The organism is Arcobacter sp. CECT 8983 (genome assembly GCF_004118855.1).
Lineage (GTDB): Bacteria > Campylobacterota > Campylobacteria > Campylobacterales > Arcobacteraceae > Halarcobacter.
Genome location: NZ_PDKF01000004.1, coordinates 335,604 through 360,239 on the forward strand (window position 1 = coordinate 335,604; position 24,636 = coordinate 360,239).

Sequence of the window (24,636 nt, forward strand, 5' to 3'; positions counted from 1 at the left end):
AGGTTCGTTTTACAAAGCTCATAGTGATGATTCTAATATGATTGTAAAAGATGATGAACTAGTAGGTTTTAAAAATGTTGCAATAAATAGAAAACTTACAACTGTTTTCTTTGCCTCTTCATGTTCTGAAAAAGAAGATTTTAATACTTTTAGTGGAGGAGAATTATTGTTCAATTTTCTTTTTGATAAAGAAGGTAATCCTATTAAGTACAAACCAAAAGCAGGGGAAATGATTGTTTTTTTAAGTAACCCTTTTTTCACCCATGAAGTTCTAAAAGTAGAAAATGGATATAGGTTAAGTTTAGTTCAATGGCATGATGCAATCACTTCATAATAGGAACTATTATATAATGTAAGGATAAAATCTTTTGTTATAGGATTAGTTTATGAATACTAATGGATTATCACATGCATTGCTTTTAGATAAAAATGGTGGAGCAAAAAGTTTATCTTATGAAGAGATAAAAAGTTATAATAAAACTCAAGGCTTACTTTGGGTTCATTTTGATTATTCTAGTGAAGAAGCAATTGAATGGATAACCAATGTAAGTGGTATTGATGAAGTGGCTATTGATGCATTACTTACGTCTGAGACAAGACCTAGAACAACTATTTTAGATAACTCTATTTTGCTTGCTTTAAGAGGAGTTAATCTTCATCCAAATTCTGACCCTGAAGATATGATTTCAATTAGGCTTTTTATTTCAAAAGATTTAATAGTAAGCACTAAAAAAAGAGATCTTCTTTCTGTTCAAGATATAATAAATAGTTTTAATAAAAATAAAGGTCCTTTAGATAGTTCAGAGTTCTTAATAGACTTAACTGATAGGTTGACTTCTAGAATGGAAGGAACTATGAATGATTTAGAAGATAGAGCAAGTGAAATAGAAGAAATGGTTATATCTTCAAATAATGCTCAAGTAAGAACTGAAATATCAAGAATTAGAAGAGAAGCAATAAGTTTAAGAAGATATTTATTTCCTCAAAAAGAAGCCATGCATAAACTTTATAGTGACAAAATTTCATGGATAAGTGAACATGATAGAATACAGTTAAGAGAGATTACTGATCAATTAATTAGATATGTTGAAGAACTTGATTCAATAAATGATAAAGTGACTTTAATTCAAGAAGAAATACTAAGTAAAATGAGTGAACAAATGAACCAAAGAATGTATGTTTTATCGATTATTTCAGCAATTTTCTTGCCACTTGGTTTTTTAACTGGACTTTTTGGAATAAATGTAGCAGGTCTTCCTGGAACAGAAAACAAAGATGCCTTTATGTTTTTTACAATAGCTTTAAGTGCAATGGGAGTAGGATTGTTTTATTTATTAAAAAGGAATAAATGGATTTAAAGCCTAGTTTGCTGGTTTAGTATAAAAGTTAAACTTCCAACCTTTGTCTTTGTCATATTTTTCAAGATTGTAAGTTTCCCAAACTTTAATACACTTTTTATTTCCTTTTTTTACTCCATCTTTAGCAAATTGATGTGCTCTTCCAAAGTTTGGAAAGGCACCTTTTCCATTAGCATACATAAAGGCTAAGTTGCAGTTTGCATCTTCATAACCTTGCTTTGAAGCAAGTTCAAAATATTTTATTGCTAACTTATAGTCTTTATCTACAGCAATTCCAGTGGCTAAGAATTGACCAATCATATTTTGTGCTGGAGCATAACCTTCATTAGCAGCTTTTAAAAAAGTATTAAAGGCTAGTTTCTCATTAAAAAAGGGTGATCTTTTTGTAATATAAAGTTTCCCTAAAAGATAAGTTGATTTATGATGGTTTAGTAAACTACCTTGTTCTAAAAAGGTTTTAGCCGTAGAAATACTCTTTTGTACACCTTTTCCTTTTAAATAAAAAGTTGCAAGTCTATAAATAGACTCTGTGTCATCTCTTTTTGCTAAAACTCTATAAGAACTAAGAGCTTTTAAAACACCTTGTTCTTCTTCTATTTTTCTTACTTCTTCAAAACTAAGGCTAAAGGCAAAGCTTGTAATCAAAATAGTTAAGATTAGGTATTTCATTGTTACTCTTTTATTTAATCTGTTTTTCTATATTAGGATTAAGTGTTGTTGTTATTTCATAAGATATTGTATCATGTATTGTTGCTAATTGTCTAACATCATCAAAAATACATACTTCTTCATCTGTTGAATTAATAGAACAGTTATCCATTGATACTCGACCTAAAATTTCATAACCATTAGGAGTTTTATATGGTGTTTTTCCATTTAATCTTAAAAAGCCATCTCCATATCCAATATCATATGTTGATATATTTATTTCACTTTTTGCAGTAAAAATACCACCGTATCCAACTCTTTGTCCTTTTGTTATTTTTCTTGTAGAAATCCTATTTGCCCAAAGAGACATTATAGGTTTTAATTTTGGGTTATCAAAAATAGAATCTGTATCTAAATATCCATATTGAGCTATGCCAACTCGAGCAAAATCTTCATCGAAATTCTTAAATCTAAATAAACCTGAAGAGTTAGCTGAATGAAACATAGGAATGGGCAAAAAAAGTTTTTCACATGTGTTCACAGCCAAAGCTTTTACTTGGCTAAAAAGTTGTCTTTGCCAAAAGAATTCACATGATAAAGTATCAGCACTTCTATAGTGAGTCATAATTCCAGTCAAGTTTAAATTTTTCCTTAAAGTACCATGAATAGCCTCTTTTAGAGTTTCAAGTGAAATACCATTTCTATGCATTCCAGTGTCCACTTTTAGGTGAACATTCGTTTTTTCGGGTACTTTTTCAAGTTGTTCAAGACTATTCACTACTATGTGAAAAGTATGTGAATAGTTGTGAAAATTAGTATCAGCTAAAATTAAGATTTGCTCAAATAATGTCTCAACTTTTTTAGCTTCTTCATGGGTTCTTACTACTGCTTTTGTTATTCCAAATTCTTTTGCCATTGATGCAATTTCAAAAAGTCCATGACCATAGGCATTGTCTTTTAAAACAACAGCAATTTTATCTTTAGAACCAGCATGTTCAGAAATTATTTTTAGGTTGTGGAAGTAGTTTTCTTTGTTTAAAATGATTTTAGGCAAGGTTTAATTTTCCTTTTCGTCATGGAAATAATTATATAGTAAAATAGCATCTTTTTCATTTAGAACTTCTTTTAACATTTCAATATTTGCTTCTTTTATTTTTTCAAAACTTCCAAAATATAAAAGTAGTTTTTTAACCTTTGCTTCACCAATACCTTTTATTTGTAATAATGAAACTTGTTTGTCTTCTTTTCTTTTTTGTTTCTTATGAAAGTTTATTACAAATCTATGGGCTTCATCTCTTTGTCTTTGTATAAATTGTAGCCTTTGATCACTAGGTTTTAGTTTTAAACTTCTAATTACTCCAGTTTTTTCTTTGAAATGAACTATATCTTTTGCAGCACCTTTAGCTCTATGAGCTTTTGCATCTACTTTTTCTTTTGCAATAGCTACAATATCAAGATTTACTCCAACAGATTGAACAATATCATATGCAAGTTTTAATAAAGTTTCTCCCCCATCAATAACCCACAAATCAGGAGGACTTACTTTTTCAAAACTTTCAACTCTTCTCATTAGCATTTCTCTCATTTGAGAGTATTCATCTTTTGACTGTAAATTATAGTGTCTAAACTGTTTTTTATCAAAAGCATTAAGCTCTTCATTCCAAACAATCATAGCTCCAACTGTAGCTTGTCCCATCATATGTGAATTATCAAAACTCTCTATTATATATGGAAGGGTTTGTAAGGTAAATAACTCTTTTAATTCCTCATAAATAGTTGTTTGATTTTTAGATGATTCAATTCTAAGTAGTTCATCACAGTTATTTAAGGCGATATTTAATAAGGATTTCTTTTTATCTTTTTTAGGATTAACTATTTTTATATTTCTATCAAACCTTTCCTTTAAGAACTTCTCTATCTCTTCTTTATCTTCTAGTTCTTGTGCTACTAAAATCTCTTTTGGCAAAAGAGGAATTTCATTATCATAATAATTGATAATAGCTCTTTGGTAAGCTTCATTTAAATCAATATCTTTATTATCTTCTAAAAAGTCAAGTTTAATAAAGTCATGAGATGAAGAAGTTAGTTTACCATCTCTAATAAACATACGTACTACGACACCTTTTTTAGTACCAGCTTTTATTGCAAAAAGGTCTAAATCTTCATTTGAAGCTAAGTCAATTCCTGATTTTATTTGAGACTTTTCAATAGTCTTAATTCTATCTCTTAGTTTCATTGCTTCTTCAAATCTAAACTCTTCTGAATATTGCAACATTTTTTCATTAAGTTTGTTTATTAGTTTGTTTTTATTATAGATATATTCACAAGCTTCATCAATTAGTTTTGCATAATCTGCAGTTGAGATTTTACCTTCACAAGGAGCATGGCATTTTTTAATTTGATGAAAAAGACAAGCCTCTTTACCTTTTATACAAGACTTCTTTTGAACTAAAGGAACTATTTCATAGATTGAATCAAGCATATCTCTAGCCCCTGTTGAATAGGGACCAAAATATTTTATATTATTGCTTTTATGGACTCTTCTTGTAATTTCAAGCCTAGGAAAGAGTTCACTATTGTCTATCATAATATATGGATAGGTTTTATCATCTCTTAAAAGAATATTGTATTTAGGTTTTAATTGTTTGATAAGTGAATTTTCTAATATAAGGGCTTCATGTTCATTTGGTACAACTATCCATTCTAAAGAGACTACTTCTGTAATCATTTTATATATACGAGGACCAAGTTTTTCAGCTGGTTGTAGTGTAGGAGTAAACTTAAAGTAAGATTTTACTCTATTTTTAAGTACTTTTGCTTTACCAATATAAAGTAGGTGCCCATCTTTATCAAAATATTGATAAACTCCTGCTTCGTTAGGAAGTTGTTTGAGTTTTTCTTCTAAATTCATTTGTGAATTTTATCTAAAAGTAGCTTTATGAAATAGCTAAAAACTATTTCATAAATTATGTTTTAGTGATAGTTTATATAATAAGGTTGTCTTTTTATATTTCTAGAACCAACTGCTTCTAAACCTAAAATTTGTCTAGGAGTCATTAAAGGTTTTTTATCATTTTTATAAAATATTTTGAATCCACTATCTGCAATAAGTGATTCATTTTGAGAATAAAGGTTATTATAAATTTGAACTTTTATTCCTCCTATACCATGTCCATCAATGTTGTATATTAATTCTACATTGTCATAGTTTTTAACTAACTCTTTTTTTCTTAACATTCTTTTATGGAACATATGAACTATTAGTTTTTTCTTTTCTAATATATTATTTTCAATCAAATAATTACTAATAAGTTCTTGTGCTTCATTTACTTCATCTCCAAAAATATGACCTATATATTTACCTGGAGGATATTTTCTATGTTTAGGAATTCTAAACTCTGGGTCTAATGCTAGGTGAACATTATCATATTTTAAATATTTTAAAACTGGTTTTAAAGCTTCTTTTGGAGTATAAACAGCAAGTTGTAAATCAATAATTACTGCAAAACCTTCTTCTTGAGCTCTTTTTATATATTTCATTACAGTTCTATGAGGTAAATTAATTATATAATCATTGTCTTTTCCTGGATCTCGTGTTGCTAAACCATATATTAAATGAAATGCTAGTTTTACATCAAAGTTTTCACCTAACTCTTTATCATAATATGCTTTCTTCTCTTTAAGCTTTTTTACAACATTGTCAATGTGGCTTTCTCCTAAAATACCTAAAGAAGGTGTGTACGGTCTTCCATAAAAACCTACTAGAACTTCACTTTTTATTGGATCTTTTTGAACTACTATCTTTTCTTCTTTTTCAACTTGTGTTGGTAGTGTAGTTGTGTTTGCAAGGATAGGGTGAGTTAAAAGGGTAAATAGTGTAATTATGAAAGTTAATTTTTTTTTCATTTGCTCGCTTTTTTTTAATAGTTTCATTAGCGAAAGTATATTGAAATATATTAAAAAAAAATTTAAAAATTTGTTTTAAACCAAAGTTTCCAAAAATTTTTACAAATAACTTTATAATTTTTTAGTGTTCTGTAATATTTTTCTTTTATAAATGGAAAATAGGAGCTTAGAAGAATTTTCTCTTCTTCTTTTGAAAAATTATATTTTATGCACAGAGTTGCTAAATCAAAAAATCTATTATTTATAGAAGCAAATTCCCAGTCTATAAAATATGCTTTATTATCAAAAATAATATTCTCTTTATTTAAGTCATTATGACATAAGACTAAATCCTTTTTTTTATTATTTTTTCTAAGCTTTTTAAGGGATTTTTTTATAATTTTTTTTGATTTTTCATCTTTTAATAGAGTTTTATAGCTTTTAAACTCATTTTCTAAAAAGTTGGTTTTTTGGTTAAATTTAATTTTATGAAGTCTTTGTAAGGATTTAGCTAAAGTTTTAATATCTTTTTTTGAAAGTTTATTTTTATGAACTCCTTTTAAAAAGTGACAAGTCATAAACTTATCACTTAAATAAACAGGTTTTGAAGCAATACCTTTATTGTATGCTTTTTTTTGTATTTTAAACTCTTGTTTTCTATTTATATTCACACTATGAGTTTTTTTAAAAACTCGTAATATAAAATCTTTTTCTTCTTTTTTTATTTTATAAACTTCGTTACAAAGCCCTTGATTTTTTAACTTTTTTACCATCTATAGAAGTTTTAAAATATCCTCTTCTATAGCTTCTGGTGTTGTTGCAGAACCAAATCTATCAATAACTTTCCCATTTTTATCTACTAAAAATTTTGTAAAGTTCCATTTGATACTTTCTGTACCTAATATCCCTGAAGCTTCTTTTTTTAGGTATGTGTAAAGTGGGTCTTCATTTTCTCCATTTACATCAATCTTTGCAAACATATCAAAATCAACTCCAAAAGTTAATCTACAAAAATCTTCAATCTCTTTATTTGTTCCTGGCTCTTGATTGGCAAATTGATTTGAAGGAAACCCTAAAATCATAAAGTCTTTATCTTTATATTTTTGATATAGATTTTCTAATCCTTCATATTGAGAAGTGAAACCACATTTACTAGCAATGTTTACAATAAGTAAAACTTTGCCTTTATATTTTGATAAAGAGACTTCTTCTCCTTTTATATCTTTTACTTTTAAATCATAAATACTCATATCTTTATCCTTTGCAAATAGTGTTAGTGATAAAAAAATCATTAAAGAAATGATAGTTTTAAAAAACATTCTAAATCCTTTTTTTTGTATTTTAACCTAAATAAATATCATTTTGTAGTGGTTTTTTGTTTTAAAATAAATTTGTTTTATCAAAAATCACATCATTGTAGTCAACAAACCTATTGCACCTTTTACCTTCTAATGCTAAACAAATATCTTGCCATTTTTTAGAGTGTCCACCATTTTCTTTACTTACATCCCCAAATACAAACATTAAAGCATGGGCATATTCATGGGGTAAAACATCATCAATCATATAATCAACACTCTCTTTAAATCTCTTTTTATTTAGAAATATTACTATTTCTCCTTTTTGATTTAAGGTTGCTGCCCCAAAAAGATTAGAGGGCATTTTATTAGAGACTTTAATTGGAATCTTTCTTTTTATTCCAAATTTTTTATAGGCTAAACTTTGTAGATAAAGAATTTTATGTGTGATTCTATTTTTTGTTTTTTCATCTAAATCAGAAGTTTTAAATTTGTGAGTGTTGTATATTGAATAGACTAAAAATATTGTTCCTAAAATTGTGATTGAAGTAAAAAATAGTTTTAGTCTTTGTAAAAACACAAAAAAACCTTTCTAAGGAAAGGCTTTTAAAAGAACATCTTTGTAGTGATTTAATTGTTGCATTAGCTCATCACCATGGTCATTGATATCTGGATGATATTTTCTAGCTAGTTCTTTATATCTTTTTTTTATATCTTCTTTTGTTGGATCACTTGTAAATCCAAAAAACTCTTTTGCCTTTGATACTTCACCAAAAGATGAAGTCGCACCTTGAAAGTTTCCATTTCTAAACTGTTCTTGAAAATCATTGAAGTTAAAGTTATTTGCTCCATTTGCTTGAGAAAAATCTTGTCCATTGAAAGTAAATTTGAAGTGAGCATTATTTCCAGAAGCTTCTCTTAATTTCTTTTTAAATTGATAAACTATGTAATATCCAATTGCAATTAGTGTGAATATAATGATTAAAAATGTTCCAAAATTAGTAAATATTAAATACAAAATTCCAAAGAATATTGCCCATTTTATAAGACTACTTATAAGTTGTGCCAAAATATTAATCCTATTATTTATAAATTTTGTGGGTATTATAGTATTTTATTGTGAAGTATTTGCTTATCAAAAATGTAGATTATAAAAAGGTATGAATTTCATACCTTTTTATTTAAATTTTTTAGAATGATTCCCATTCATCATCATTGCTTTTTTCTGCTTTAAAAGTATTATGTTTATTAGTTGTTTTTTCTACTTTTGTTTCAGTTGGTTTTTTAGTTTTAATTTCACTTGTATGTGTACTTAAACTAGCTTTAGAACTTACTTCTTTTTTAATATTTACATTTTCTTTTCCAATAAACTCTTTGCTTTGAGCATCTGCAACAATCTCTTTTGCAACTCTATCTGTATCAATTGCAATATCATGAGTTTTGTTTGCAATAGAAGCATTCTCTTGAGTTTGTTTATCTAATTGGTTAATTGCATCATTAATTTGAGTAATACCAGATTCTTGCTCTTTACTTGCATTTGCAATTTCATTGATTTTTTCTGTTGAGTTATTTATATTTTCTAATAATGAGTTATATCCAGTAATCATATCAGCACTAATAGATTTACCTTCATTTGCTTTACTTGTTGCATTTTCAACTAAATCTTTAATCTCTTTAGCTGCTTCAGCTGATCTACTAGCTAGGTTTCTTACTTCTGCTGCTACAACTGCAAAACCTTTTCCAGCTTCACCTGCAGTTGCTGCTTCAACTGCTGCATTTAGTGAAAGAATATTTGTTTGGAAAGCAATTTGATCAATAATAGAAATCGATTCATTAATCAATGTTACTTGTTCAGTAATATCTTCCATTGCAGAAGTAGTTTTTTGTGCAAGGTTTTGTCCTTGTTTTGCAGATGAGTTTAGGTCATCTGTATATTGGTTCATTTGTTGGATGTTTTGTCCATTGCTTACAATTGTGCTTGTAATTTCTTCTAAAGCAGCAGCTGTTTCTTCTAATGAAGTAGCAGCAGAATTAGCAGAGTCATTTAGAGTATCAACATTTTCAATTAGTATGTCAGAAGAGCTATCAAGAGCAAGTCCAATTTCTAAAGATTTTTTTAATAATTCAGAAATACTATCTCCTAAATTATTTACTCCACTTGCTAATTGTTCTAAGTGTGCTTTTATTCCAGTTGTAGGCACTTTATTTCTGTAATTAGAGTTTGAGTATTCACCAAGTACTTTTAAAATAGAATCAACATTCTTTTCTAAGTTTGCACTCATATGATTAATCATTTTTGTTAAGTCATTTAAAGCTTCATTTGAAGAATTAATCTTAATCTTAGAACTAAAGTCACCTTGTTCATATTCTGTTAAAATTCTTACTGATTCATCTATAACTTTTCTATCTTGATCAATATTTTGTTTTGTTTTTTCAATATTTTTGTTTACTACTTTTGCCATAGAACCAAATTCATCATGATTTTTGTCATTTAATAGTTCTACATTATCTGTTTCATTATTTAAATAGTTAAAGAAAGAAATAAGACCTCTTTGAAAGTTATCTAGATTTGATAAGATACTTCTAATTAATGTTAATGCCATACCAATAAATAAAATAGAAGCTATAATTCCTACAATTAAAAGTTGCATTGTTTGAGTATTCTCTGCTTCTGTTCTCTCTTGTTTTGCATGAATATTTATCTCTTCTAGTTTTTTTTCAAGTTCAATTCCAATAGAAACCATTTTCTTCATGTCACGTAAAATCTCTTGACTTTCTTCTTGTATTCCATTTGAATAATCATTGATTCTTGAATTTGCAAAAGAGTCAAAAAATGAAATATACTCTTTACTTAAGTTTTGTATCTCTTTTGTTAACTTTATATCTTCTTCTAATTCTAAGTTTTTTAGAAGTTTTGAACTTTGGTCATTAATAACAGAGAATTTATCTCTTACTTTTTGGGCATTGTCACTTGTAGGGAGTCTTAAAAATTGATATACAGTGATTCTTCCAGTAAGTACTTGCTGTGTCATTTCATCTGTTATTTTTGCATTTGTATCTTTTATTTTAAGTACACCATTGTAGTAAGTATAGATACTACCCGCAATAATCGTTATAAAAAGAAATAAAATTGGTAAAACCAATAATTTAACTTTTGTCGAAATATTTGAAAACATTAACGTCCTTTTTGTCACATTTGTAATAATTGTCACAATAATATAATAATATATTAAATATTCCTCTTAAATGCATCCCAAAATACGACTATATAGTTCTTTTAATTTAGATATTAATAATAAATATCATTTATCTAGTAAGTCTAAAATAATTAACAATAATTTTAATAAAAAATTAATAATTATAAAGTATGATTATAATATAATAGATTAATGTAATATAGGGAATTTATATGGATTATGAAGAGTTTGAAAAAGCTGTAGATCTTTTTGGGATTTTAACAGGAACTTCAAAAAAAGAGTTAAAACAAAAGTATTTAAAGTTGTCAAAAAAGTTACATCCTGATACAGAAGAAGGAAGTGATGAAAAATTTCAACAACTACAAGAGGCTTACGAACTTTTAAATAATTATATTGATTCTTTTAAATATTCATTTGATGAAGAAGAGTTTAAAGCTCAATTTCCTCCATTTACCAACTACAAAAATTGGAATAAATAATAAGGGACTTGTATGAATGATATTAAAAATACAAAAGAGTTAATATTAAGCACTTTGGTTGCTGATGCTTACTCTTTAGGGGCACATTGGGTTTATGATGAGAAACTATTATTAAATCTTAATGTTGATTGGAATGAGTTAAATGATGCAAAAGCATTATGGCACAAAGGTAAAAAAGCAGGTGAATTTACTCATTATGGTGATCAATTAGTTTGGCTATATAACTTTTTACAAAATAAAGAAAACTTTAATACTGAAGAGTACACAAAATATTGGTTTGATAGAATGCAGTGTTATAATGGTTATATTGATGGTGCTACAAAGGATACTTTAGCAAATATCAATGAAGGAGTATTCCCAACAGGTTCTTCTTCTACTGATTTATCAATAGTTGGAAGAATAGCTCCTTTATTACTTGTATCAAAAGATAAAAAAGAGTTCTTAGAAAATGTAGAAAACTTTGTACAAGTAACTCACAACTCAAATGAAGCTTTAATTGCTTCTAAATTCTTTGCAAAACTTTTAGTTGAGGTTTTAGAAGGAAAAGAGATTTTAAAAGCTATTGATGAGTTAAAAGAAGAGTTTGATTCAAAAATACAAAGTTATATAAATGCAGGAATTAACTCTAAAAATGAAGATAGCACAACTGCAATAAGAAATTTTGGACCTGCTTGTGATATAAATGGTGGTTTTCAAGGTGTAATACATCTTTTAAGCAAATACGATAATTTAAAAGAAATGCTTATTTGCAATGCAAAAGCAGGTGGAGAAACAAGTGCAAGAGCAATGTTAGCAACATTAATATTTATGGCACAAGAAGATAAAAAAATAAGCCAAATACCACCTTCATGGCTGAATATTAGAGTAACAATAATATAAAATGAAAAGGACAAAGATGAGAAGATTTATGCGGTTTTTTAAAGATAAATTTTATATAGAAATTCTTTTTGCTACTGCATTATTTTTTGTAGCTTTATCATTAAATCTGATGTTAGAATTTATAATCTATATGTTGTACTTTATTATTTATCTAGAAATAGTAAGAGCAGTTATAAACTATATAAGAGAGCAAAGAGTTGTAATATCTTTTTTAGTTGATGCCTTTATTATTTTAGCTTTAAGAGAATTAATAGTAAATCTTGTAAAAATTAACAATGAAAAAATAGACTCTATTGAAGCACTTTGGTCAAGTAGTTTAAACTATAATATTATGATTATTTCAGGGGTGATTTTGTTTTTATTCCTAGTAAGATATTTATCGGTAAAAACAGCTCCTAAATATTTAATTGATAAGATAAAAAAAACAGATAATTATGTATGATAAATTATCATGAACCTGTATATAGACCTCCAGCAGAGGCAAACTCAATAATAATACAAGTTACACTTGGTTGTTCATACAATAAGTGTAGCTTTTGCTCTATGTATGAAACAAAAACTTTCCAAACTAGAAATTTAGATGAAATATTTAAAGACATAGATAGTATGTCTATTTACTCTGACGAAAGAAGAGTATTTTTAGCAGATGGTGATGCCTTAGCTTGTGATACTTCTTTTTTAGTTGAGGTTTTAACTTATTTAAAAAAGAGTTTTCCAAAACTTCAAAGAGTCTCTTCTTATGCAAGTCCTTATAATCTTTTACAAAAATCACAAGAAGAGTTAAATCTTTTAAGAGAACATGGTTTATCTTTGGTTTATTATGGAATAGAAAGTGGAAATCATGAGTTGTTAAAATATGTAAATAAACCTATGAATCCAGAAAAAATGGTGGAAGGTTTAAATAAAGCGACAAAAGCAAATATGAAAATATCAGCAACTCTTATTTTAGGACTTGGTGGTAAAAAGCTATCAAAACAGCATATTGAAGATAGTGCGAAACTTATCAATAAATGTGAACATATAAATTATCTATCTACTTTGCAACTTGGACTTACAAGTACAAAAGAGGATAATTTTTTCAAAAGATTTGAAAAGAAAAATAGTGAATTTATTTTTTGTGATGATAAAGATATGTTAGAAGAACAAAAAAAATTGATAACTTTAATTAATCCTAAAAAGCCTATAGTTTTTCGGTCAAACCATGCTTCAAATGCCTTGCCTTTAAAAGGAACACTTCCTAGAAATAAAGAGGATTTAATTCATACATTGAGCCTAGCAATAGAAGACTCTTCTATGCTAAGACCAATGTTTTTAAGAGGTTTTTAGTTCATATCAGGTTTTGGAGTTTTTGAAGTACTCACTGGTAACTGAGGATATGAAATATCTGGTTTATCACCTGTAAGAGCTTTTAAGAAAGTAGTAATCTTAGAAGACTCATCATCAGAGATATTGATACCTAATTGTACAGAACCCATCTCTTTTACTGCATCTGCAAGTGACCAAATAGCTCCATTATGGAAATATGGTGCTGTCTCTTCGATATTTCTAAGTGTTGGTGTTTTTACCATACCATTTTTATCACCTTGGAAACCACCTAAAGAAGCAAATTTATATTTTTCTGCTACTTGGAAAGGTTGCATTGTTCCACCTAAACCTATATCATTGTGGCACGATACACAGCCTTTGTCCACAAATAGATTTAAACCTTCTTTTTCAGCAGGAGTTAGAGCATCTAAATCTCCGTGCATAAACTCATCAAATCTTGATGGAGTAACTAATGTTCTTTCAAATACTGCAATTGTATCTGCAATAAGTTTGAAGTCGATTTTTACATCATCTCCATAAGTATCTTTAAACTCTTCAACGTATGCTGGCATAGAAGTAACTCTTGCAACAACTAAATCTTTTGGTGCTGCCATTTCTGGTCCAGCTTGAATAGGTCCTTGTGCTTGATCTTCTAAGTGAGGACTTCTTCCATCCCAAAACTGTACTTTGTTTAAAACTGAGTTATAAACAGTTGGCGAGTTTAAGTGAGCTGGATTTGGAGTCCACTTATGTCCTACAGCCGCTGCTACACCATCGGCTCCACCCATAGCTAAGTTATGACATGTATTACATGAAATAAGACCACTTTTTGATAGTCTTGGTTCGAAGTATAACTTCTTTCCTAACTCAACTTTCTTCTCAGTAATTGGATTGTTTGGGTCATCTACAAGTTTTAAAACTTCTAACTGACTTTGAGGTATTGCTTTAACACCTGCTTCTTTTACTTTGTTTATAAGTTGCATATCACTTGAAGCGAATGCACTTACACCTACTAACGCTAAACTTAAAACTACACATTTTGTTTTCATTATTCTCTCCTTTTAGTAGATAAATAAAATCATAGGATAATTTTTATTAATTGAAAATTAAAGTAAATAAAATATCTTTATTATTGAATAAAATTAATCTTTTATTAAGGTAGATAATTTGTATTGATACTTTTTATAAGTAAAACCATTATTTATTAAATGTAATTTAAATTGTTATTATTCTTAAATGTGTGACCAAGATGTGACAAAGAAAAGATATGATTATTAAATTTGAATAAAGGTAGTTAATGGCTATATATAATACTAACCAAAGAGATAATTTAGAAAGGTTTAATGAGTTCCATAAAGAATTTATACTTAATAAAAGGTGTTACTTTACTGGAGAAAAAGTTTTTAATCATAAAAATATAAAAGAATATGAAAATCAAATTATTAAAGGTTATGATAATAGTGATAGATCAAATCAAGCAAAGTATAGGGATCAAATTATCAAAGGTATGAGTAACTCAAAAAGCTTTAATCTTTTTTTTACAAATATATACTATTTATATGATTTATTTAGGCAGACTGACAATAAAATTAATAGAATAAACTTTTATTTAAATTGTTATCTAAAAGACTTTGATGTTATTAAAAAGGATAAAACATCTAATTCTTCTGATTCCAAAATAAAGAAAGTTTTGAATAATATTAATTTAAATATCATAGTTAATGAAAATATTTGTACAAATGGAATAATTAATTCAGTAGCTTATAATACTAATATGTATTATGAAATGAATTTCATTTATATTTTCTTGAAAAAAATATTTGAAAATGAATGTAACTATTCTGAAATTATTGAAAACATTAAATTTAAAGATGTAATATATTTAAAAAAATTTCATTCAAAAGTAATTCATAGTTTTGTTTCAAGAAATGCTTTATTATATTTGTTTTATCCAAAAAAATATGAACCAATATTAAGTTATGGAGATAAAAAGTCAATTATTACTTATTATTTGGGTTCTATAAAAAGTGAGTTTTTAAAAGAATTAGATATAGATTTATTATATATAAGAAATCAATTAAACATGAGTAATAATGGTTTCTATGACGAACCTTTTAACATTTGGGAAATTGATAAGAAAATATCTACTTCAGTTAGCAATAGGTTAAAACAAGTTAATACGCCTCCTTACATAACTGATTTAGATATAGATTTTTTATCAGAAAGGGAAAGAGAATCATTGATTAAGGCTAGAATTGGACAATCATATTTTAGAAACCAACTTCAATCAATATTTAAAACTTGTTCTATATGTGGAATAGAACATAGTGAATTATTAGTCGCTAGTCATATTAAACCATGGAGTAAATCAAATAGTGATGAAAAAGTAGATTACCAAAACAATGGATTACTTTTGTGTGTGATACATGATAAATTATTTGATAGAGGTTTTATTTCTTTTGATGATAATGGCAAAATTATTATTTCAAAAAAAATTAAAAAAGAAGATTTTAATAAAATAAGAATTGATAAAAAATTTAGATTAGGCTTTGAGATATCAAAAAAGATGAAAGAATATTTGAGATATCATAGAATAAATATATTTTATAAGAGCAATTAGCTCTTATAACTCTATTTCTAAAGCAACAGGGCAATGGTCACTTCCCATTACTTCTGCCATAATATAGGCATTTTTGATACTATCTTTTAAGTCTTCACTTACATAGAAATAATCAATTCTCCAGCCAACGTTATTTGCTCTTGCATTTGCTCTATAACTCCACCAGCTATATGAATCTTTCATATCACCATTTATATGTCTAAAAGTATCAACATATCCATGGGCTAAAAACTTATCAATCCACTCTCTCTCCATAGGTAAGAATCCAGAAGTCTTTTCGTTTGCTTTTGGTCTTGCTAGGTCGATTTCAGTATGAGCTGTATTTACATCACCACATACTATGATAGATTTTCCTTCTTTTTTTAAGTTTTCACAATGCTCTAAAAATCTATCATAAAATTCCATTTTATAAGTAAGTCTTTCTTCTTTTGATTGTCCATTTGGGAAATATACATTAAAGTATGCAATTTCTTTGTTTCCAAGTTTAAAGTGAGCTTCGTTGATTCTTCCTTCATCAAGAATATCAACAGTAGGGCAGTTACAAGTAAAGTGTGGCTGTAAATCAGTAAAAAGTGCAACACCACTTCTTCCTTTTATAGCAGAACTTGATACATGTAGGTTTTTATAATTTTTATCAAAAATAGTGTCTGGGATTTGTTCTGCTTGTGCTTTTGTTTCTTGTAATCCAAGAATATCAATATTTGCTTCATCTACCCATTTTAGAGCTTCTTTTTTGTCAACTGCTCTAATACCGTTTACATTCCATGAAATAAATTTATAATTTTGTTTCGCCAAATTAATCCTTTTTTTTATCTATTTCTTTTATTTTTAAATCTTCTAAATTTTCAATTTTTTTAGGTTGTTTTATTGATAAATCTTTTAAAGAGTTTAGGTCTTTTTGATTTGAAAAGTGTGGTGAGTTTTCAAGTAGTTTATCACCTTTTCCACCATGCATATCTATTTTGCCTTTTTCTTTATTGTAATAATTGTTTGCAAATAAAGAAGTACAAAGAAGTATTATAAAAATACTAAATTTCAATTTTTTTCCTTTTTAGATTTTTTGCCATACCATAAAGTGTAATTAATATCCAAAATATTTCAATAACAAGTGAACCTAAGTTAAAGTGTACGCATAATGATATGAACAATAATATTGCACCAACTAGGTTTAAAACTTGATAAGGTATAGAAGTTATAGTATATTTATTAGTTTGTAGTAAAAAATATGCAAATACAACAAATAGCATTCCTACAAATCCAATAATTTGATAAATATCTAGTTCCAATTATTTTACCTCTTCTTATTTTTTAATAGCTATTTTATCTATTTATACTTTGGAATTGTTTTATTCATATGTTCTTAAGAAAAAAGTAAATAAAATTTTACCAATTAAATTAAGCAAATTCCAAGGTTTGGAACGACAATATACTCAATTATGTCTCGTGCTTTGTTTAAAAAACTGAAGTAATCAAGGTTTTTTATATGCACCGAAATAAAAAAATCATTCTTTTATCTCACTGTATTCTTAATGTAAATTCAAAAGTTAATGGTATCGCAAACTATAAGGGTTCTTTAGAAGAACTTATGGTTCCTTTGATCCAAAAAGGCTTTGGTTTTATTCAACTTCCTTGTCCAGAAACTCTTCATTGTGGAGTAAAAAGATGGGGACAGGTAAAAGAGCAGTTAGAAACACCATATTTTAAAAAGCATTGCAAAAATTTATTAGAACCAATTATTGAACAAATAATTGACTATCAAAACAATGAGTATGAAATAATAGCCTGTATAGGAATAGATAAAAGTCCTAGTTGTGGAGTAAATCTTTCTTGTAGAGCAAATAACTGGGGTAAAGAGTTTGATAAATCTTTTTCACTTGAAGAGATAATATCTTCTTTACGATTTGTAAATGAAGAAGGTGTGTTTATAGAGGTATTTAAAAAGTTATTAGATGAAAACAATATTCATTTAAATTTTTTAGCTATCGACGAAGCCAATCCAAAAACTTCAGTAGAAAAAATATTAAAGGAATTAAATTGAAAAAAATTGTTTTAGGACTTATGGTATGTTTATCAGTACTATCTTTTGCAAAAGATAATACCTTGACTGTAGGACTTTGTGCTGCTTATCCTCCTTTTGAATCAAGGGATACAAAATCAGGAGATATTGTTGGATTTGATGTAGAATTAGCAAATGAAATCGGAAAAATCTTAAATAAAAAAGTAGTTATAAAAGATGCCGAATGGCAAGCTTTACTTGGTGGACTTAAAAATAGTCATTATGACATTATTCTTAGTGCTATGAGTAAACAAGAAGCTGGAGCAAATAATGTAAATCTTTCAGATACTTATTATCTTTTAAATGATGTTATTGTTGTAAAAAAAGACAATCAAGAAATTTCTTCTAAAGAAGATTTAAAAGATAAAACAGTTGGTGTACAACTTGGAAGTGGAAGTGAAAAAGTTGTTGATAAATTAGAAGGTTTAGAAAAAGTAGCAAGATATAACTATAATCCAGAAGCTTTTTTAGATTTAAAACATGAAAGAATTGATGCAGTTGTAGTTGGTTATGCATATGCAGTTAATCAAAAAAACTTTAAAGAAGAGTACAAAATAGTTGGGAAACTTGCGCCTGCTGAATTAGTTGTAGTAATGAAAAAAGGGCAAGACAAATTAACAAAAGATATTAACAAAGCTCTTGATACACTAAAAGAAAATGGTGTTTATGATAGTTTAGTTAAAAAGTGGCTAGCGGTAAAATAGATGGATTTTAGTGCAGTTTTTGATAATCTAGGATTTTTATTAGAAGCCTCATGGCTTACTATATATTTATCTTTTGTTTCATTTTTAATTGCTTTATTTATTGGAGCAGTTGTTGGAACACTTAGAAGTTATAAACTGCATTGGTTATTGAATTTAATACTTTCTTCTTATATAGAGATTTTTAGAGGAACTCCTCTTTTAATACAATTATTTTTCATCTATTATGGTTTGCCTCAAGTTGGCATTGCAATGTCAAGTCATGAAGCAGCCATAATAGGCTTGTCTTTAAACTTTGGGGCATATATGTCGGAGATTGTAAGAGGGGGAATTCAAGGTATTGATAAAGGTCAAGCAGAAGCTGCAATATCTTTAGGAATGAATAAAATCCAAATCTTAATCTACATTATTTATCCACAAGCTCTAAAACTAAGTTTACCTGCATTGACAAATACTTATGCTGCTATACTAAAAGATAGTTCTTTAGTTTCTGTTCTTTCAATAACTGAATTAACAAGAGCAGGGCAACTAATATATGTAAGAACATACGAACCTTTTGAGATTTATCTTACTCTTGGAGTTTTTTATTTTGTAATGACATACTCAATTTCTCTAATTTCAAGGAAAATAGAGAAAAAGTTAAATTACAATTAGAAAGGTTCTAAGTCTTTTTTGGGTATTTTAAAAACTTAATTTTTTTATAAAGATATAAAAGATGTCACAAGAAATTTTATTAGGGATTCTTACCTTTTTTACATCAACTATTGCAGGAGTTGTTGGTCTTGGTGGTGGAATGATTTTAATTGCTATTCTTCCTTCTTTTTTGCCTATAAATGCTTTAGTTCCTGTTCATGGTTTAACACAATTAAGTAGTAATTTAAGTCGTGCAGTATTTGGTTATAAAGATGTAAAATTAGAAGTAATACCTAAATTTTTACTTGGTTCACTTGTAGGTGTATCTTTTTTTGCTATTATTTTATATTTTGTTTCATTAACATACATTCCTCTTTTTATAGGATTTTATATTTTACTATCTTTATGGAGTCAAAAGTTTAATGACAAAATCAAAAAATTTGAAAGCTATTATTTAATAGGTTTTATACAAAGTGGTTTTTCTATTGTTGTTGGCGCCACTGGACCACTTGCAACCACACTTTTAGTTAAAGATTATAATGATAAACATACAGTTGTGGCAACTGCTGCTGCTTTGATGAGTATTACTCACTTATTAAAAGTTTTTGCTTTTATGATTTTCGGTTTTATATTTTTTGATTATTTAGGAATTTTAGTTGCTATGATTATAGGAGCAATTGCAGGAAGTTATGCTGGAACAAAACTAAGAGATAAGATTGATGGCAAAAAATTTATGCTAGCATTAAAAATCATTTTATCATTTATGGCTATAAAGCTTATTATATTTGTATTTATGTAAAGAGGACATATGTTAAAAGGAATTATTACACTATTATTTTTTCAATTTATAGGTGAATGTATTGCTAAACTTTTTGATTTATTAGTACCAGGTCCAGTTATTGGTATGATTTTATTACTTGTTTTTTTAATTATTAAAAAGTCAAGTTTTCCAAGTCTTGATAATGCAGTTGCAATTCATTTAAGATATTTACCAATGCTATTTATCCCTGCTGCGATGGGAATTATTACACAAGTTGATATTATCTCAAAAGAGTTTTGGGCTATTACAGTTTCACTTTTTGTAGGAACAATTGTTGCTTTAGGTTTTTGTGCTAAGTTAATGGATTATTTAACAATCAGACAGGAGAATAAAAAATGAATATAGATGCATTAATACAATATGTTTCTAATACTCCTCTTGTTTGGTTGTTATTGACTTTAGGGGCATTCAAAATTGGAATTATTGTTTATGAAAAATTTGATAAACATACACTTTTACAACCAATTATAATTGCATATATGATTATTATGTTAGCAATTATTATAACAGGTGCTTCTTATGAAGAGTATTTTAAAGGGGTTCAAATTATTCACTTCTTTTTAGGACCTGCAACGGTTGCTTTAGCACTTCCTTTATATAAAAACTTAAAACATATAAAGTCGCTATTTTTTCCAATATTTATTACTCTTGTTGTAGCAGGAACATTTACTATTGTTATTGCAATTGCTTTATTATGGGCTTTAGATGCACAACTTCCAACAATGTTATCCATGACTACAAAATCAATTACTGCTCCAATTGCTATTATTACATCAAAACAAATTGGTGCAATACCTTCTTTAGCAGTTGGCTTTGTAATTATTGCAGGAATTATTGGAGCACTTTTAGGAACTGCTATTTTTAAAATTTTAAAAATTAAACATGATACTTCAAAAGGTTTTGCTCTTGGAGTAGTTTCTCATGGTATTGGTACAGCAAGAGCAATTGAAATCTCTGAAAAGGCAGCTGCTTTTTCAGCACTTGCAATGGGACTAACAGGAATATTAACTGCTGTTTTTCTTCCTTTAGTTGTACAATTTTTCAAATAGATGGAAAAGATATTTAAATCACGTGTAGCTTTGCTATACATTATGTCTATATCTATGGTTTTCTCTTTTTCTGCATGGATGAGTCTACTTAATAACTTTGTTATTGAGGTAGCATCTTTTGATGGAAGCCAAATAGGAATTTTACAAAGTTTAAGAGAAATTCCTGGATTTTTAGCTTTTACTGTTGTATTAGTTATAATTTTTGTAGCCCAACAAAGACTTGCCTATATCTCTATGATGATGTTAGGTGTTGGAGTTTTATTAACTGGGTTTTATCCAACAGCTCTTGGATTATATATTACAACAGTTATTATGTCTATAGGTTTTCACTATCTTGAAACTTTAAATCAATCTCTAGCCTTACAATGGTTAAGTAAAGAAAAGGCTCCTATTATTTTAGGAAAAATAACTGCTGCTAAATCTTTTACTTCTCTTGTAGTTTTTGTGCTTATTTATATAATGATGAAGTTTTATTCTGTAGAGTACAAATATGTTTATGCTTTTTTTGGTGGAGTAACTTTAATAGTAGGAATTATTGCTTGGATAGCATTTGATCATTTCAAAGATGATGTAGTTCAAGAAAAGAAAATCAAACTTAAAAAAGAGTATTGGCTTTTTTATGTATTAACTTTCTTTGCTGGAGCTAGAAGACAAATCTTTATGGTGTTTGCAGGGTTTTTACTTGTAGAAAAATTTGGTGTAGATGTTCATAATATGGTTGCACTTTTATTTATAAATTCTGTTTTAAATATGTATTTTGCACCAAAAATAGGAAGATTTATTGTTAAATTTGGAGAGAGAAATACTCTAAGGTTTGAATATATTGGACTTATGCTTGTATTTGTTTCTTATGCTTTTGTTGAAAATCTTTATGTGGCATATTTTCTTTTTGTTATTGACCATATTCTATTTTCAATGGCAATTGCCCTTAAAACATATTTTCAAAAAATTGCCAACCCAAAGGATATTGCAAGTGCAAGTGCAGTGTCATTTACAATAAATCATATAGCAGCAGTATTTTTACCTGCTCTTTTAGGATTAGTTTGGCTTTATTCTACTTCTTTAGTATTTATTATTGGTGCAAGTGTTGCTTTCTTATCTTTTTCTTTATCTTTTTTAATACCAAGACATCCAGAACAAGGTTTTGAGACTACATTAAAACCTAGAGCTTAATACTCTAGGTTTTTCAAATATTCTGCTATTTTAGGAACATTGTCTTTTCTACAAATTAGACAAGTAGGAATATAAGCTGTTTTTTTATCGAGTTTTGTGATTTTTAAATCTTCAGTAAAGCCTAGTTTATCAACTAAATTTGTAGGAAGTAATGTTTTACCCATACCTGATTTTACACAAGCTAAGATTGTTTCTAAACTACCAAAGGCAAGTGACTTTTCTATGTTTTCACCTTTTTTAATATAGTAGTTTTTTAAAAACTCATCATAAGCACAACCTTCTTTAAAAGATAAAATAACATTTGGACAAGCTTCATCTTGTGGCTCTAAGATAGCTATTTCTTCTTCAAGCTTTTGTAAAACCATAAGTTCATCATGATTTGGTTCTCCACTTATAAAAGCGATATCAACTTTGTAGTTTAGAATCATTTGTATTACATCCCTTGTTGTTCCAGTTAAAAGCTCAAGGTGAATCTTTGGATAGTCTTTATGAAGTTTCATTAAAAAAGAAGAGATTCTAACTGCTGCATTACAATCTGTTGAACCAACAACTAACTTCTTTTGATATTGTATATTTTCCATATCTAATATAGCATTTTCAACTTTTTTTACAATCTCTACTGCATGTTTATAAAGTTTTTCCCCTTCATAAGTTAATACTACACCTTTTGGTATTCTATGAAATAAAGAATATCCTACTGACTTTTCAAGTTGTTTTATTCTTGATGTAACATTTGATTGTGCAAAGCCAAGTTTTTTTGCACCTAAAGTAATACTTTGTTCTTGGGCAACTGCTACAAATACCTTTAATAAATTTGAGTCCATCACTTTTCCTTATATCATTAATCACGATTCGATATTTGACACATCATCATTTTTAGTGATATTATACACAAAAGTTTTTAAAAGGGAAAAGAAACTTATGAATATTAATTTACTGGATAGAAATAGTAATCCAGCAATTATCTTAGCTGGAATACTTGCTTTGATTGTAGGAGTTGGAGTTGCAAGATTTGTTTTTACCTCTTTACTTCCACCTATGCTGGATGATTTTCTAACAATTACTTTTGCGGGTGTATTAGCCTCTTTGAATTTTGCTGGATATTTAGGGGGTTCTATCTTTGCCGTTTTTATTAAAGATATCAATACAAAAGTAAAATATTTTAGATTTGGAATGTTTTTGTGCATTGTTACAACTTTAGTTTTAGGTATTAGTTCAAATGAAATTCTTTGGACTATTTCAAGAATAATTGCTGGGTTTGGTGCAGCTATGGCACTTGTTGTTGGTTCAGCTATTGTTATGACAAAGTTAAAAATGGATAATAAAACAAAAGCTATGGGTATTCACTTTAGTGGAATAGGATTCTCAATTTTTGTAACAGATATGATTGTTAGAATTGTATTTGCTTATGAAGGAAGTTGGAAAGATGCTTGGATAATATTAACTATCTTTGGTTTTGTAGCTTCTATGTATTCTATGTATATTTTATCTTTTGATAAAGAGCTAAAACAAAATGTAGTAAAGCACAAATTTGATAGGTCTTTATTTTCACCTTTTGTAATTTTACTTATTATTGCATATTTTACAGAAGGTGTAGGTTTTGTTGTTCAAGGAACATTTTTACCTGATATTATTAATTCACTTGAAGGTTTAGATGGTTATGGAAGTTTTACTTGGACTTTAGTTGGACTTGCTGGTATTCCTTCTTGTATTATTTGGATGACTTTAGCACATAGATTTGGAAGTATAAATATTATTATAATAGCAATGCTTTTTCAAGTAGTTGGGATATTAATTTCAGCACTTACAACGAATGTTTATCTTAACCTTTTTTCTGGAGTTTTATATGGAGGAACATTTGTAGGTTTAGTTGCTTTATTTATGAATTTAGGTGGCAAATTAGCTGGCGGTAATCCAGTGGTTTTAATGGGAGCTTTAACAACAGCGTATGGAATAGGACAAGTTGGCGCTCCTTTATATAGTGTAAAATTAATTGAGATCTATGGAAATTATTCTATTGCATTATATGTAACAGCAGCAATTGTTTTAGCAGGAGTTATATTTTTATTTATTGCAAAGAACTTTGCAACGCAAGAACAAAGTAAAATATAATAAAAGCAATTTAAAAATCTGACATTTTAAAGGAGACAAAATATGCCAATAATAAACGTAAAAATGACGCATGAAGATGGTGGAGCAACAAAAGAACAAAAAGAACAATTATCTCAAAAACTAACTCAAGCTTTTGTAGATGTTTTTGGTAGGGGTGAAAAAACTTGTGTTGTAACTATTGATGAAGTATCCACTGATAATTATGCTATAGGTGGAAAAACAATCACAAACATAAGAAAAAAGAGTTAATTTTTACCTAGGATTTCTAAAAATATCCTAGGTATTTATGGTTTTTATATATAAAATGTATAGTTTTTTTTAAGAATTCATCTAAAAAAGAGTTAAATTCATCAATAAAATTTTTTTCATTATAAGTAGTGTTCATAATCTCCATAACCTATCCTTTTTTACTTATATCTTAAC

At 27.7% G+C, this 24,636-nt stretch carries 31 protein-coding genes; 16 read left to right on the forward strand and 15 right to left on the reverse strand.

The annotated features are described in order from the left end of the window. Both CRV01_RS04510 and CRV01_RS04515 read left to right on the forward strand, forming a co-directional pair. Positions 1-334, forward strand: a 334-nt coding sequence (locus tag CRV01_RS04510; RefSeq protein ID WP_164970014.1) for a 2OG-Fe(II) oxygenase, incomplete at its 5' end; no start/stop codon positions are given. A 52-nt stretch (positions 335-386) separates the two neighbouring features. After that, complete coding sequence (locus tag CRV01_RS04515) at positions 387-1,358, forward strand: zinc transporter ZntB (protein WP_129007048.1); 972 nt, start codon at positions 387-389, stop codon at positions 1,356-1,358. 3 nt (positions 1,359-1,361) lie between these two features. Here the strand turns inward: CRV01_RS04515 and CRV01_RS04520 are convergent, their stop codons facing one another. The 9 genes from CRV01_RS04520 to CRV01_RS04560 all read right to left on the reverse strand — a co-directional run bounded on the left by CRV01_RS04520 (position 1,362) and on the right by CRV01_RS04560 (position 10,365). Next, the gene (locus tag CRV01_RS04520; protein ID WP_129007049.1) at positions 1,362-2,027 is read right to left on the reverse strand and encodes a tetratricopeptide repeat protein; all 666 of its coding nucleotides are present in this window, start codon (positions 2,025-2,027) and stop codon (positions 1,362-1,364) included. A gap of 10 nt (positions 2,028-2,037) precedes the next feature. Next, positions 2,038-3,060 carry an alanine racemase gene (locus CRV01_RS04525; protein ID WP_129007050.1) on the reverse strand — a complete coding sequence of 341 codons (1,023 nt, stop codon included), beginning with the start codon at positions 3,058-3,060 and terminating at the stop codon, positions 2,038-2,040. 3 nt (positions 3,061-3,063) lie between these two features. After that, positions 3,064-4,917 (reverse strand): excinuclease ABC subunit UvrC, encoded by a 1,854-nt coding sequence (gene uvrC / locus CRV01_RS04530; protein ID WP_129007051.1) that lies wholly within the window; start codon positions 4,915-4,917, stop codon positions 3,064-3,066. A gap of 62 nt (positions 4,918-4,979) precedes the next feature. Then, a complete protein-coding gene (locus CRV01_RS04535; protein ID WP_129007052.1) occupies positions 4,980-5,912 on the reverse strand; it encodes a hypothetical protein in 933 nt (310 codons plus the stop codon). A 62-nt stretch (positions 5,913-5,974) separates the two neighbouring features. Further along, a complete protein-coding gene (locus CRV01_RS04540; RefSeq protein ID WP_129007053.1) occupies positions 5,975-6,664 on the reverse strand; it encodes a choline/ethanolamine kinase family protein in 690 nt (229 codons plus the stop codon). After that, positions 6,665-7,141, reverse strand: a complete 477-nt coding sequence (locus CRV01_RS04545; protein WP_129007517.1) for a glutathione peroxidase — start codon at positions 7,139-7,141, stop codon at positions 6,665-6,667. Between the two features lie 130 nt (positions 7,142-7,271). Further along, a complete protein-coding gene (locus tag CRV01_RS04550) occupies positions 7,272-7,769 on the reverse strand; it encodes a SprT-like domain-containing protein (RefSeq protein ID WP_129007054.1) in 498 nt (165 codons plus the stop codon). A gap of 12 nt (positions 7,770-7,781) precedes the next feature. Beyond that, positions 7,782-8,258, reverse strand: a complete 477-nt coding sequence (locus CRV01_RS04555) for a J domain-containing protein (protein WP_258238310.1) — start codon at positions 8,256-8,258, stop codon at positions 7,782-7,784. Positions 8,259-8,379: 121 nt separating this feature from the next. Further along, a complete protein-coding gene (locus CRV01_RS04560; protein ID WP_129007055.1) occupies positions 8,380-10,365 on the reverse strand; it encodes a methyl-accepting chemotaxis protein in 1,986 nt (661 codons plus the stop codon). Positions 10,366-10,598: 233 nt separating this feature from the next. On the opposite strand from CRV01_RS04560, the gene CRV01_RS04565 reads away from it, so the two are divergent. From CRV01_RS04565 to CRV01_RS04580, 4 genes are read left to right on the forward strand one after another with little or no spacing between them, the layout of a single operon-like run. Then, a complete protein-coding gene (locus CRV01_RS04565) occupies positions 10,599-10,865 on the forward strand; it encodes a DnaJ domain-containing protein (protein ID WP_129007056.1) in 267 nt (88 codons plus the stop codon). A 12-nt stretch (positions 10,866-10,877) separates the two neighbouring features. Then, the gene (locus CRV01_RS04570; protein ID WP_129007057.1) at positions 10,878-11,744 is read left to right on the forward strand and encodes an ADP-ribosylglycohydrolase family protein; all 867 of its coding nucleotides are present in this window, start codon (positions 10,878-10,880) and stop codon (positions 11,742-11,744) included. A gap of 16 nt (positions 11,745-11,760) precedes the next feature. Further along, positions 11,761-12,186: a phosphate-starvation-inducible PsiE family protein gene (locus CRV01_RS04575; RefSeq protein WP_129007058.1), complete on the forward strand. Its 426-nt coding sequence runs from the start codon at positions 11,761-11,763 to the stop codon at positions 12,184-12,186. Then, entirely contained in the window at positions 12,183-13,070 is an 888-nt protein-coding gene (locus CRV01_RS04580) for a radical SAM protein (protein WP_258238311.1), read from the forward strand. The genes CRV01_RS04575 and CRV01_RS04580 overlap by 4 nt, the downstream gene beginning before the upstream one ends. Here CRV01_RS04580 and CRV01_RS04585 read toward each other — a convergent pair. Continuing rightward, positions 13,067-14,098 carry a cytochrome-c peroxidase gene (locus tag CRV01_RS04585; protein WP_129007059.1) on the reverse strand — a complete coding sequence of 344 codons (1,032 nt, stop codon included), beginning with the start codon at positions 14,096-14,098 and terminating at the stop codon, positions 13,067-13,069. The two genes, CRV01_RS04580 and CRV01_RS04585, sit on opposite strands and share 4 nt — an antisense overlap. A gap of 248 nt (positions 14,099-14,346) precedes the next feature. Between CRV01_RS04585 and CRV01_RS04590 the strand changes: the two genes are divergently transcribed. Then, positions 14,347-15,669 carry an HNH endonuclease gene (locus tag CRV01_RS04590; RefSeq protein ID WP_129007060.1) on the forward strand — a complete coding sequence of 441 codons (1,323 nt, stop codon included), beginning with the start codon at positions 14,347-14,349 and terminating at the stop codon, positions 15,667-15,669. A 3-nt stretch (positions 15,670-15,672) separates the two neighbouring features. On the opposite strand, the gene CRV01_RS04595 is transcribed toward CRV01_RS04590, so the two are convergent. From CRV01_RS04595 to CRV01_RS04605, 3 genes are read right to left on the reverse strand one after another with little or no spacing between them, the layout of a single operon-like run. Continuing rightward, positions 15,673-16,464, reverse strand: a complete 792-nt coding sequence (locus CRV01_RS04595; RefSeq protein ID WP_129007061.1) for an exodeoxyribonuclease III — start codon at positions 16,462-16,464, stop codon at positions 15,673-15,675. 1 nt (position 16,465) lies between these two features. Continuing rightward, the gene (locus CRV01_RS04600; RefSeq protein ID WP_129007062.1) at positions 16,466-16,708 is read right to left on the reverse strand and encodes a hypothetical protein; all 243 of its coding nucleotides are present in this window, start codon (positions 16,706-16,708) and stop codon (positions 16,466-16,468) included. Then, positions 16,698-16,955: a hypothetical protein gene (locus tag CRV01_RS04605; RefSeq protein ID WP_258238312.1), complete on the reverse strand. Its 258-nt coding sequence runs from the start codon at positions 16,953-16,955 to the stop codon at positions 16,698-16,700. Before CRV01_RS04605 ends, CRV01_RS04600 begins: the two co-directional genes overlap by 11 nt. Before the next feature lie 197 nt (positions 16,956-17,152). Here CRV01_RS04605 and CRV01_RS04610 point away from each other — a divergent pair, with 197 nt between their 5' ends. The 7 genes from CRV01_RS04610 (at position 17,153) to CRV01_RS04640 (ending at position 22,101) form a co-directional block, all read left to right on the forward strand. Further along, positions 17,153-17,707 (forward strand): CD3072 family TudS-related putative desulfidase, encoded by a 555-nt coding sequence (locus CRV01_RS04610; protein ID WP_129007063.1) that lies wholly within the window; start codon positions 17,153-17,155, stop codon positions 17,705-17,707. Next, on the forward strand, positions 17,704-18,429 hold the full coding sequence (locus CRV01_RS04615) for an ABC transporter substrate-binding protein (RefSeq protein WP_258238313.1): 726 nt from the start codon (positions 17,704-17,706) through the stop codon (positions 18,427-18,429). Before CRV01_RS04610 ends, CRV01_RS04615 begins: the two co-directional genes overlap by 4 nt. Further along, positions 18,430-19,080: an amino acid ABC transporter permease gene (locus CRV01_RS04620; RefSeq protein WP_129007065.1), complete on the forward strand. Its 651-nt coding sequence runs from the start codon at positions 18,430-18,432 to the stop codon at positions 19,078-19,080. Between the two features lie 61 nt (positions 19,081-19,141). Continuing rightward, a complete protein-coding gene (locus tag CRV01_RS04625; RefSeq protein WP_129007066.1) occupies positions 19,142-19,858 on the forward strand; it encodes a sulfite exporter TauE/SafE family protein in 717 nt (238 codons plus the stop codon). Between the two features lie 9 nt (positions 19,859-19,867). Next, positions 19,868-20,218, forward strand: coding sequence for a CidA/LrgA family protein (locus CRV01_RS04630; protein ID WP_129007067.1), 351 nt, complete (start codon positions 19,868-19,870; stop codon positions 20,216-20,218). Continuing rightward, positions 20,215-20,928 (forward strand): LrgB family protein, encoded by a 714-nt coding sequence (locus CRV01_RS04635; protein ID WP_129007068.1) that lies wholly within the window; start codon positions 20,215-20,217, stop codon positions 20,926-20,928. Before CRV01_RS04630 ends, CRV01_RS04635 begins: the two co-directional genes overlap by 4 nt. Next, positions 20,929-22,101, forward strand: a complete 1,173-nt coding sequence (locus CRV01_RS04640) for an MFS transporter (RefSeq protein ID WP_129007069.1) — start codon at positions 20,929-20,931, stop codon at positions 22,099-22,101. Here the strand turns inward: CRV01_RS04640 and CRV01_RS04645 are convergent. After that, positions 22,098-22,925: a LysR family transcriptional regulator gene (locus CRV01_RS04645; RefSeq protein ID WP_129007070.1), complete on the reverse strand. Its 828-nt coding sequence runs from the start codon at positions 22,923-22,925 to the stop codon at positions 22,098-22,100. The genes CRV01_RS04640 and CRV01_RS04645 overlap by 4 nt on opposite strands. Before the next feature lie 97 nt (positions 22,926-23,022). On the opposite strand from CRV01_RS04645, the gene CRV01_RS04650 reads away from it, so the two are divergent. Then, entirely contained in the window at positions 23,023-24,213 is a 1,191-nt protein-coding gene (locus CRV01_RS04650; protein ID WP_129007071.1) for a YbfB/YjiJ family MFS transporter, read from the forward strand. Between the two features lie 42 nt (positions 24,214-24,255). Beyond that, positions 24,256-24,462, forward strand: coding sequence for a 2-hydroxymuconate tautomerase family protein (locus CRV01_RS04655; protein ID WP_129007072.1), 207 nt, complete (start codon positions 24,256-24,258; stop codon positions 24,460-24,462). Positions 24,463-24,478: 16 nt separating this feature from the next. On the opposite strand, the gene CRV01_RS13835 is transcribed toward CRV01_RS04655, so the two are convergent. Further along, on the reverse strand, positions 24,479-24,607 hold the full coding sequence (locus tag CRV01_RS13835; protein WP_258238314.1) for a hypothetical protein: 129 nt from the start codon (positions 24,605-24,607) through the stop codon (positions 24,479-24,481). Positions 24,608-24,636: the final 29 nt, after the last annotated feature.

Bases quoted from the DNA above. Each gene is read 5' to 3' on its own strand.
- CRV01_RS04515 (WP_129007048.1), top strand. From the start codon at position 387: ATGAATACTAATGGATTATCACATGCATTGCTTTTAGATAAAAATGGT.
- CRV01_RS04520 (WP_129007049.1), bottom strand. From the start codon at position 2,027: ATGAAATACCTAATCTTAACTATTTTGATTACAAGCTTTGCCTTTAGC.
- uvrC (WP_129007051.1), bottom strand. From the start codon at position 4,917: ATGAATTTAGAAGAAAAACTCAAACAACTTCCTAACGAAGCAGGAGTT.
- CRV01_RS04535 (WP_129007052.1), bottom strand. From the start codon at position 5,912: ATGAAAAAAAAATTAACTTTCATAATTACACTATTTACCCTTTTAACT.
- CRV01_RS04540 (WP_129007053.1), bottom strand. From the start codon at position 6,664: ATGGTAAAAAAGTTAAAAAATCAAGGGCTTTGTAACGAAGTTTATAAA.
- CRV01_RS04545 (WP_129007517.1), bottom strand. From the start codon at position 7,141: ATGAGTATTTATGATTTAAAAGTAAAAGATATAAAAGGAGAAGAAGTC.
- CRV01_RS04560 (WP_129007055.1), bottom strand. From the start codon at position 10,365: ATGTTTTCAAATATTTCGACAAAAGTTAAATTATTGGTTTTACCAATT.
- CRV01_RS04565 (WP_129007056.1), top strand. From the start codon at position 10,599: ATGGATTATGAAGAGTTTGAAAAAGCTGTAGATCTTTTTGGGATTTTA.
- CRV01_RS04570 (WP_129007057.1), top strand. From the start codon at position 10,878: ATGAATGATATTAAAAATACAAAAGAGTTAATATTAAGCACTTTGGTT.
- CRV01_RS04575 (WP_129007058.1), top strand. From the start codon at position 11,761: ATGAGAAGATTTATGCGGTTTTTTAAAGATAAATTTTATATAGAAATT.
- CRV01_RS04580 (WP_258238311.1), top strand. From the start codon at position 12,183: ATGATAAATTATCATGAACCTGTATATAGACCTCCAGCAGAGGCAAAC.
- CRV01_RS04585 (WP_129007059.1), bottom strand. From the start codon at position 14,098: ATGAAAACAAAATGTGTAGTTTTAAGTTTAGCGTTAGTAGGTGTAAGT.
- CRV01_RS04590 (WP_129007060.1), top strand. From the start codon at position 14,347: ATGGCTATATATAATACTAACCAAAGAGATAATTTAGAAAGGTTTAAT.
- CRV01_RS04610 (WP_129007063.1), top strand. From the start codon at position 17,153: ATGCACCGAAATAAAAAAATCATTCTTTTATCTCACTGTATTCTTAAT.
- CRV01_RS04620 (WP_129007065.1), top strand. From the start codon at position 18,430: ATGGATTTTAGTGCAGTTTTTGATAATCTAGGATTTTTATTAGAAGCC.
- CRV01_RS04625 (WP_129007066.1), top strand. From the start codon at position 19,142: ATGTCACAAGAAATTTTATTAGGGATTCTTACCTTTTTTACATCAACT.
- CRV01_RS04630 (WP_129007067.1), top strand. From the start codon at position 19,868: ATGTTAAAAGGAATTATTACACTATTATTTTTTCAATTTATAGGTGAA.
- CRV01_RS04635 (WP_129007068.1), top strand. From the start codon at position 20,215: ATGAATATAGATGCATTAATACAATATGTTTCTAATACTCCTCTTGTT.
- CRV01_RS04640 (WP_129007069.1), top strand. From the start codon at position 20,929: ATGGAAAAGATATTTAAATCACGTGTAGCTTTGCTATACATTATGTCT.
- CRV01_RS04645 (WP_129007070.1), bottom strand. From the start codon at position 22,925: ATGGACTCAAATTTATTAAAGGTATTTGTAGCAGTTGCCCAAGAACAA.
- CRV01_RS04650 (WP_129007071.1), top strand. From the start codon at position 23,023: ATGAATATTAATTTACTGGATAGAAATAGTAATCCAGCAATTATCTTA.
- CRV01_RS04655 (WP_129007072.1), top strand. From the start codon at position 24,256: ATGCCAATAATAAACGTAAAAATGACGCATGAAGATGGTGGAGCAACA.
- CRV01_RS13835 (WP_258238314.1), bottom strand. From the start codon at position 24,607: ATGGAGATTATGAACACTACTTATAATGAAAAAAATTTTATTGATGAA.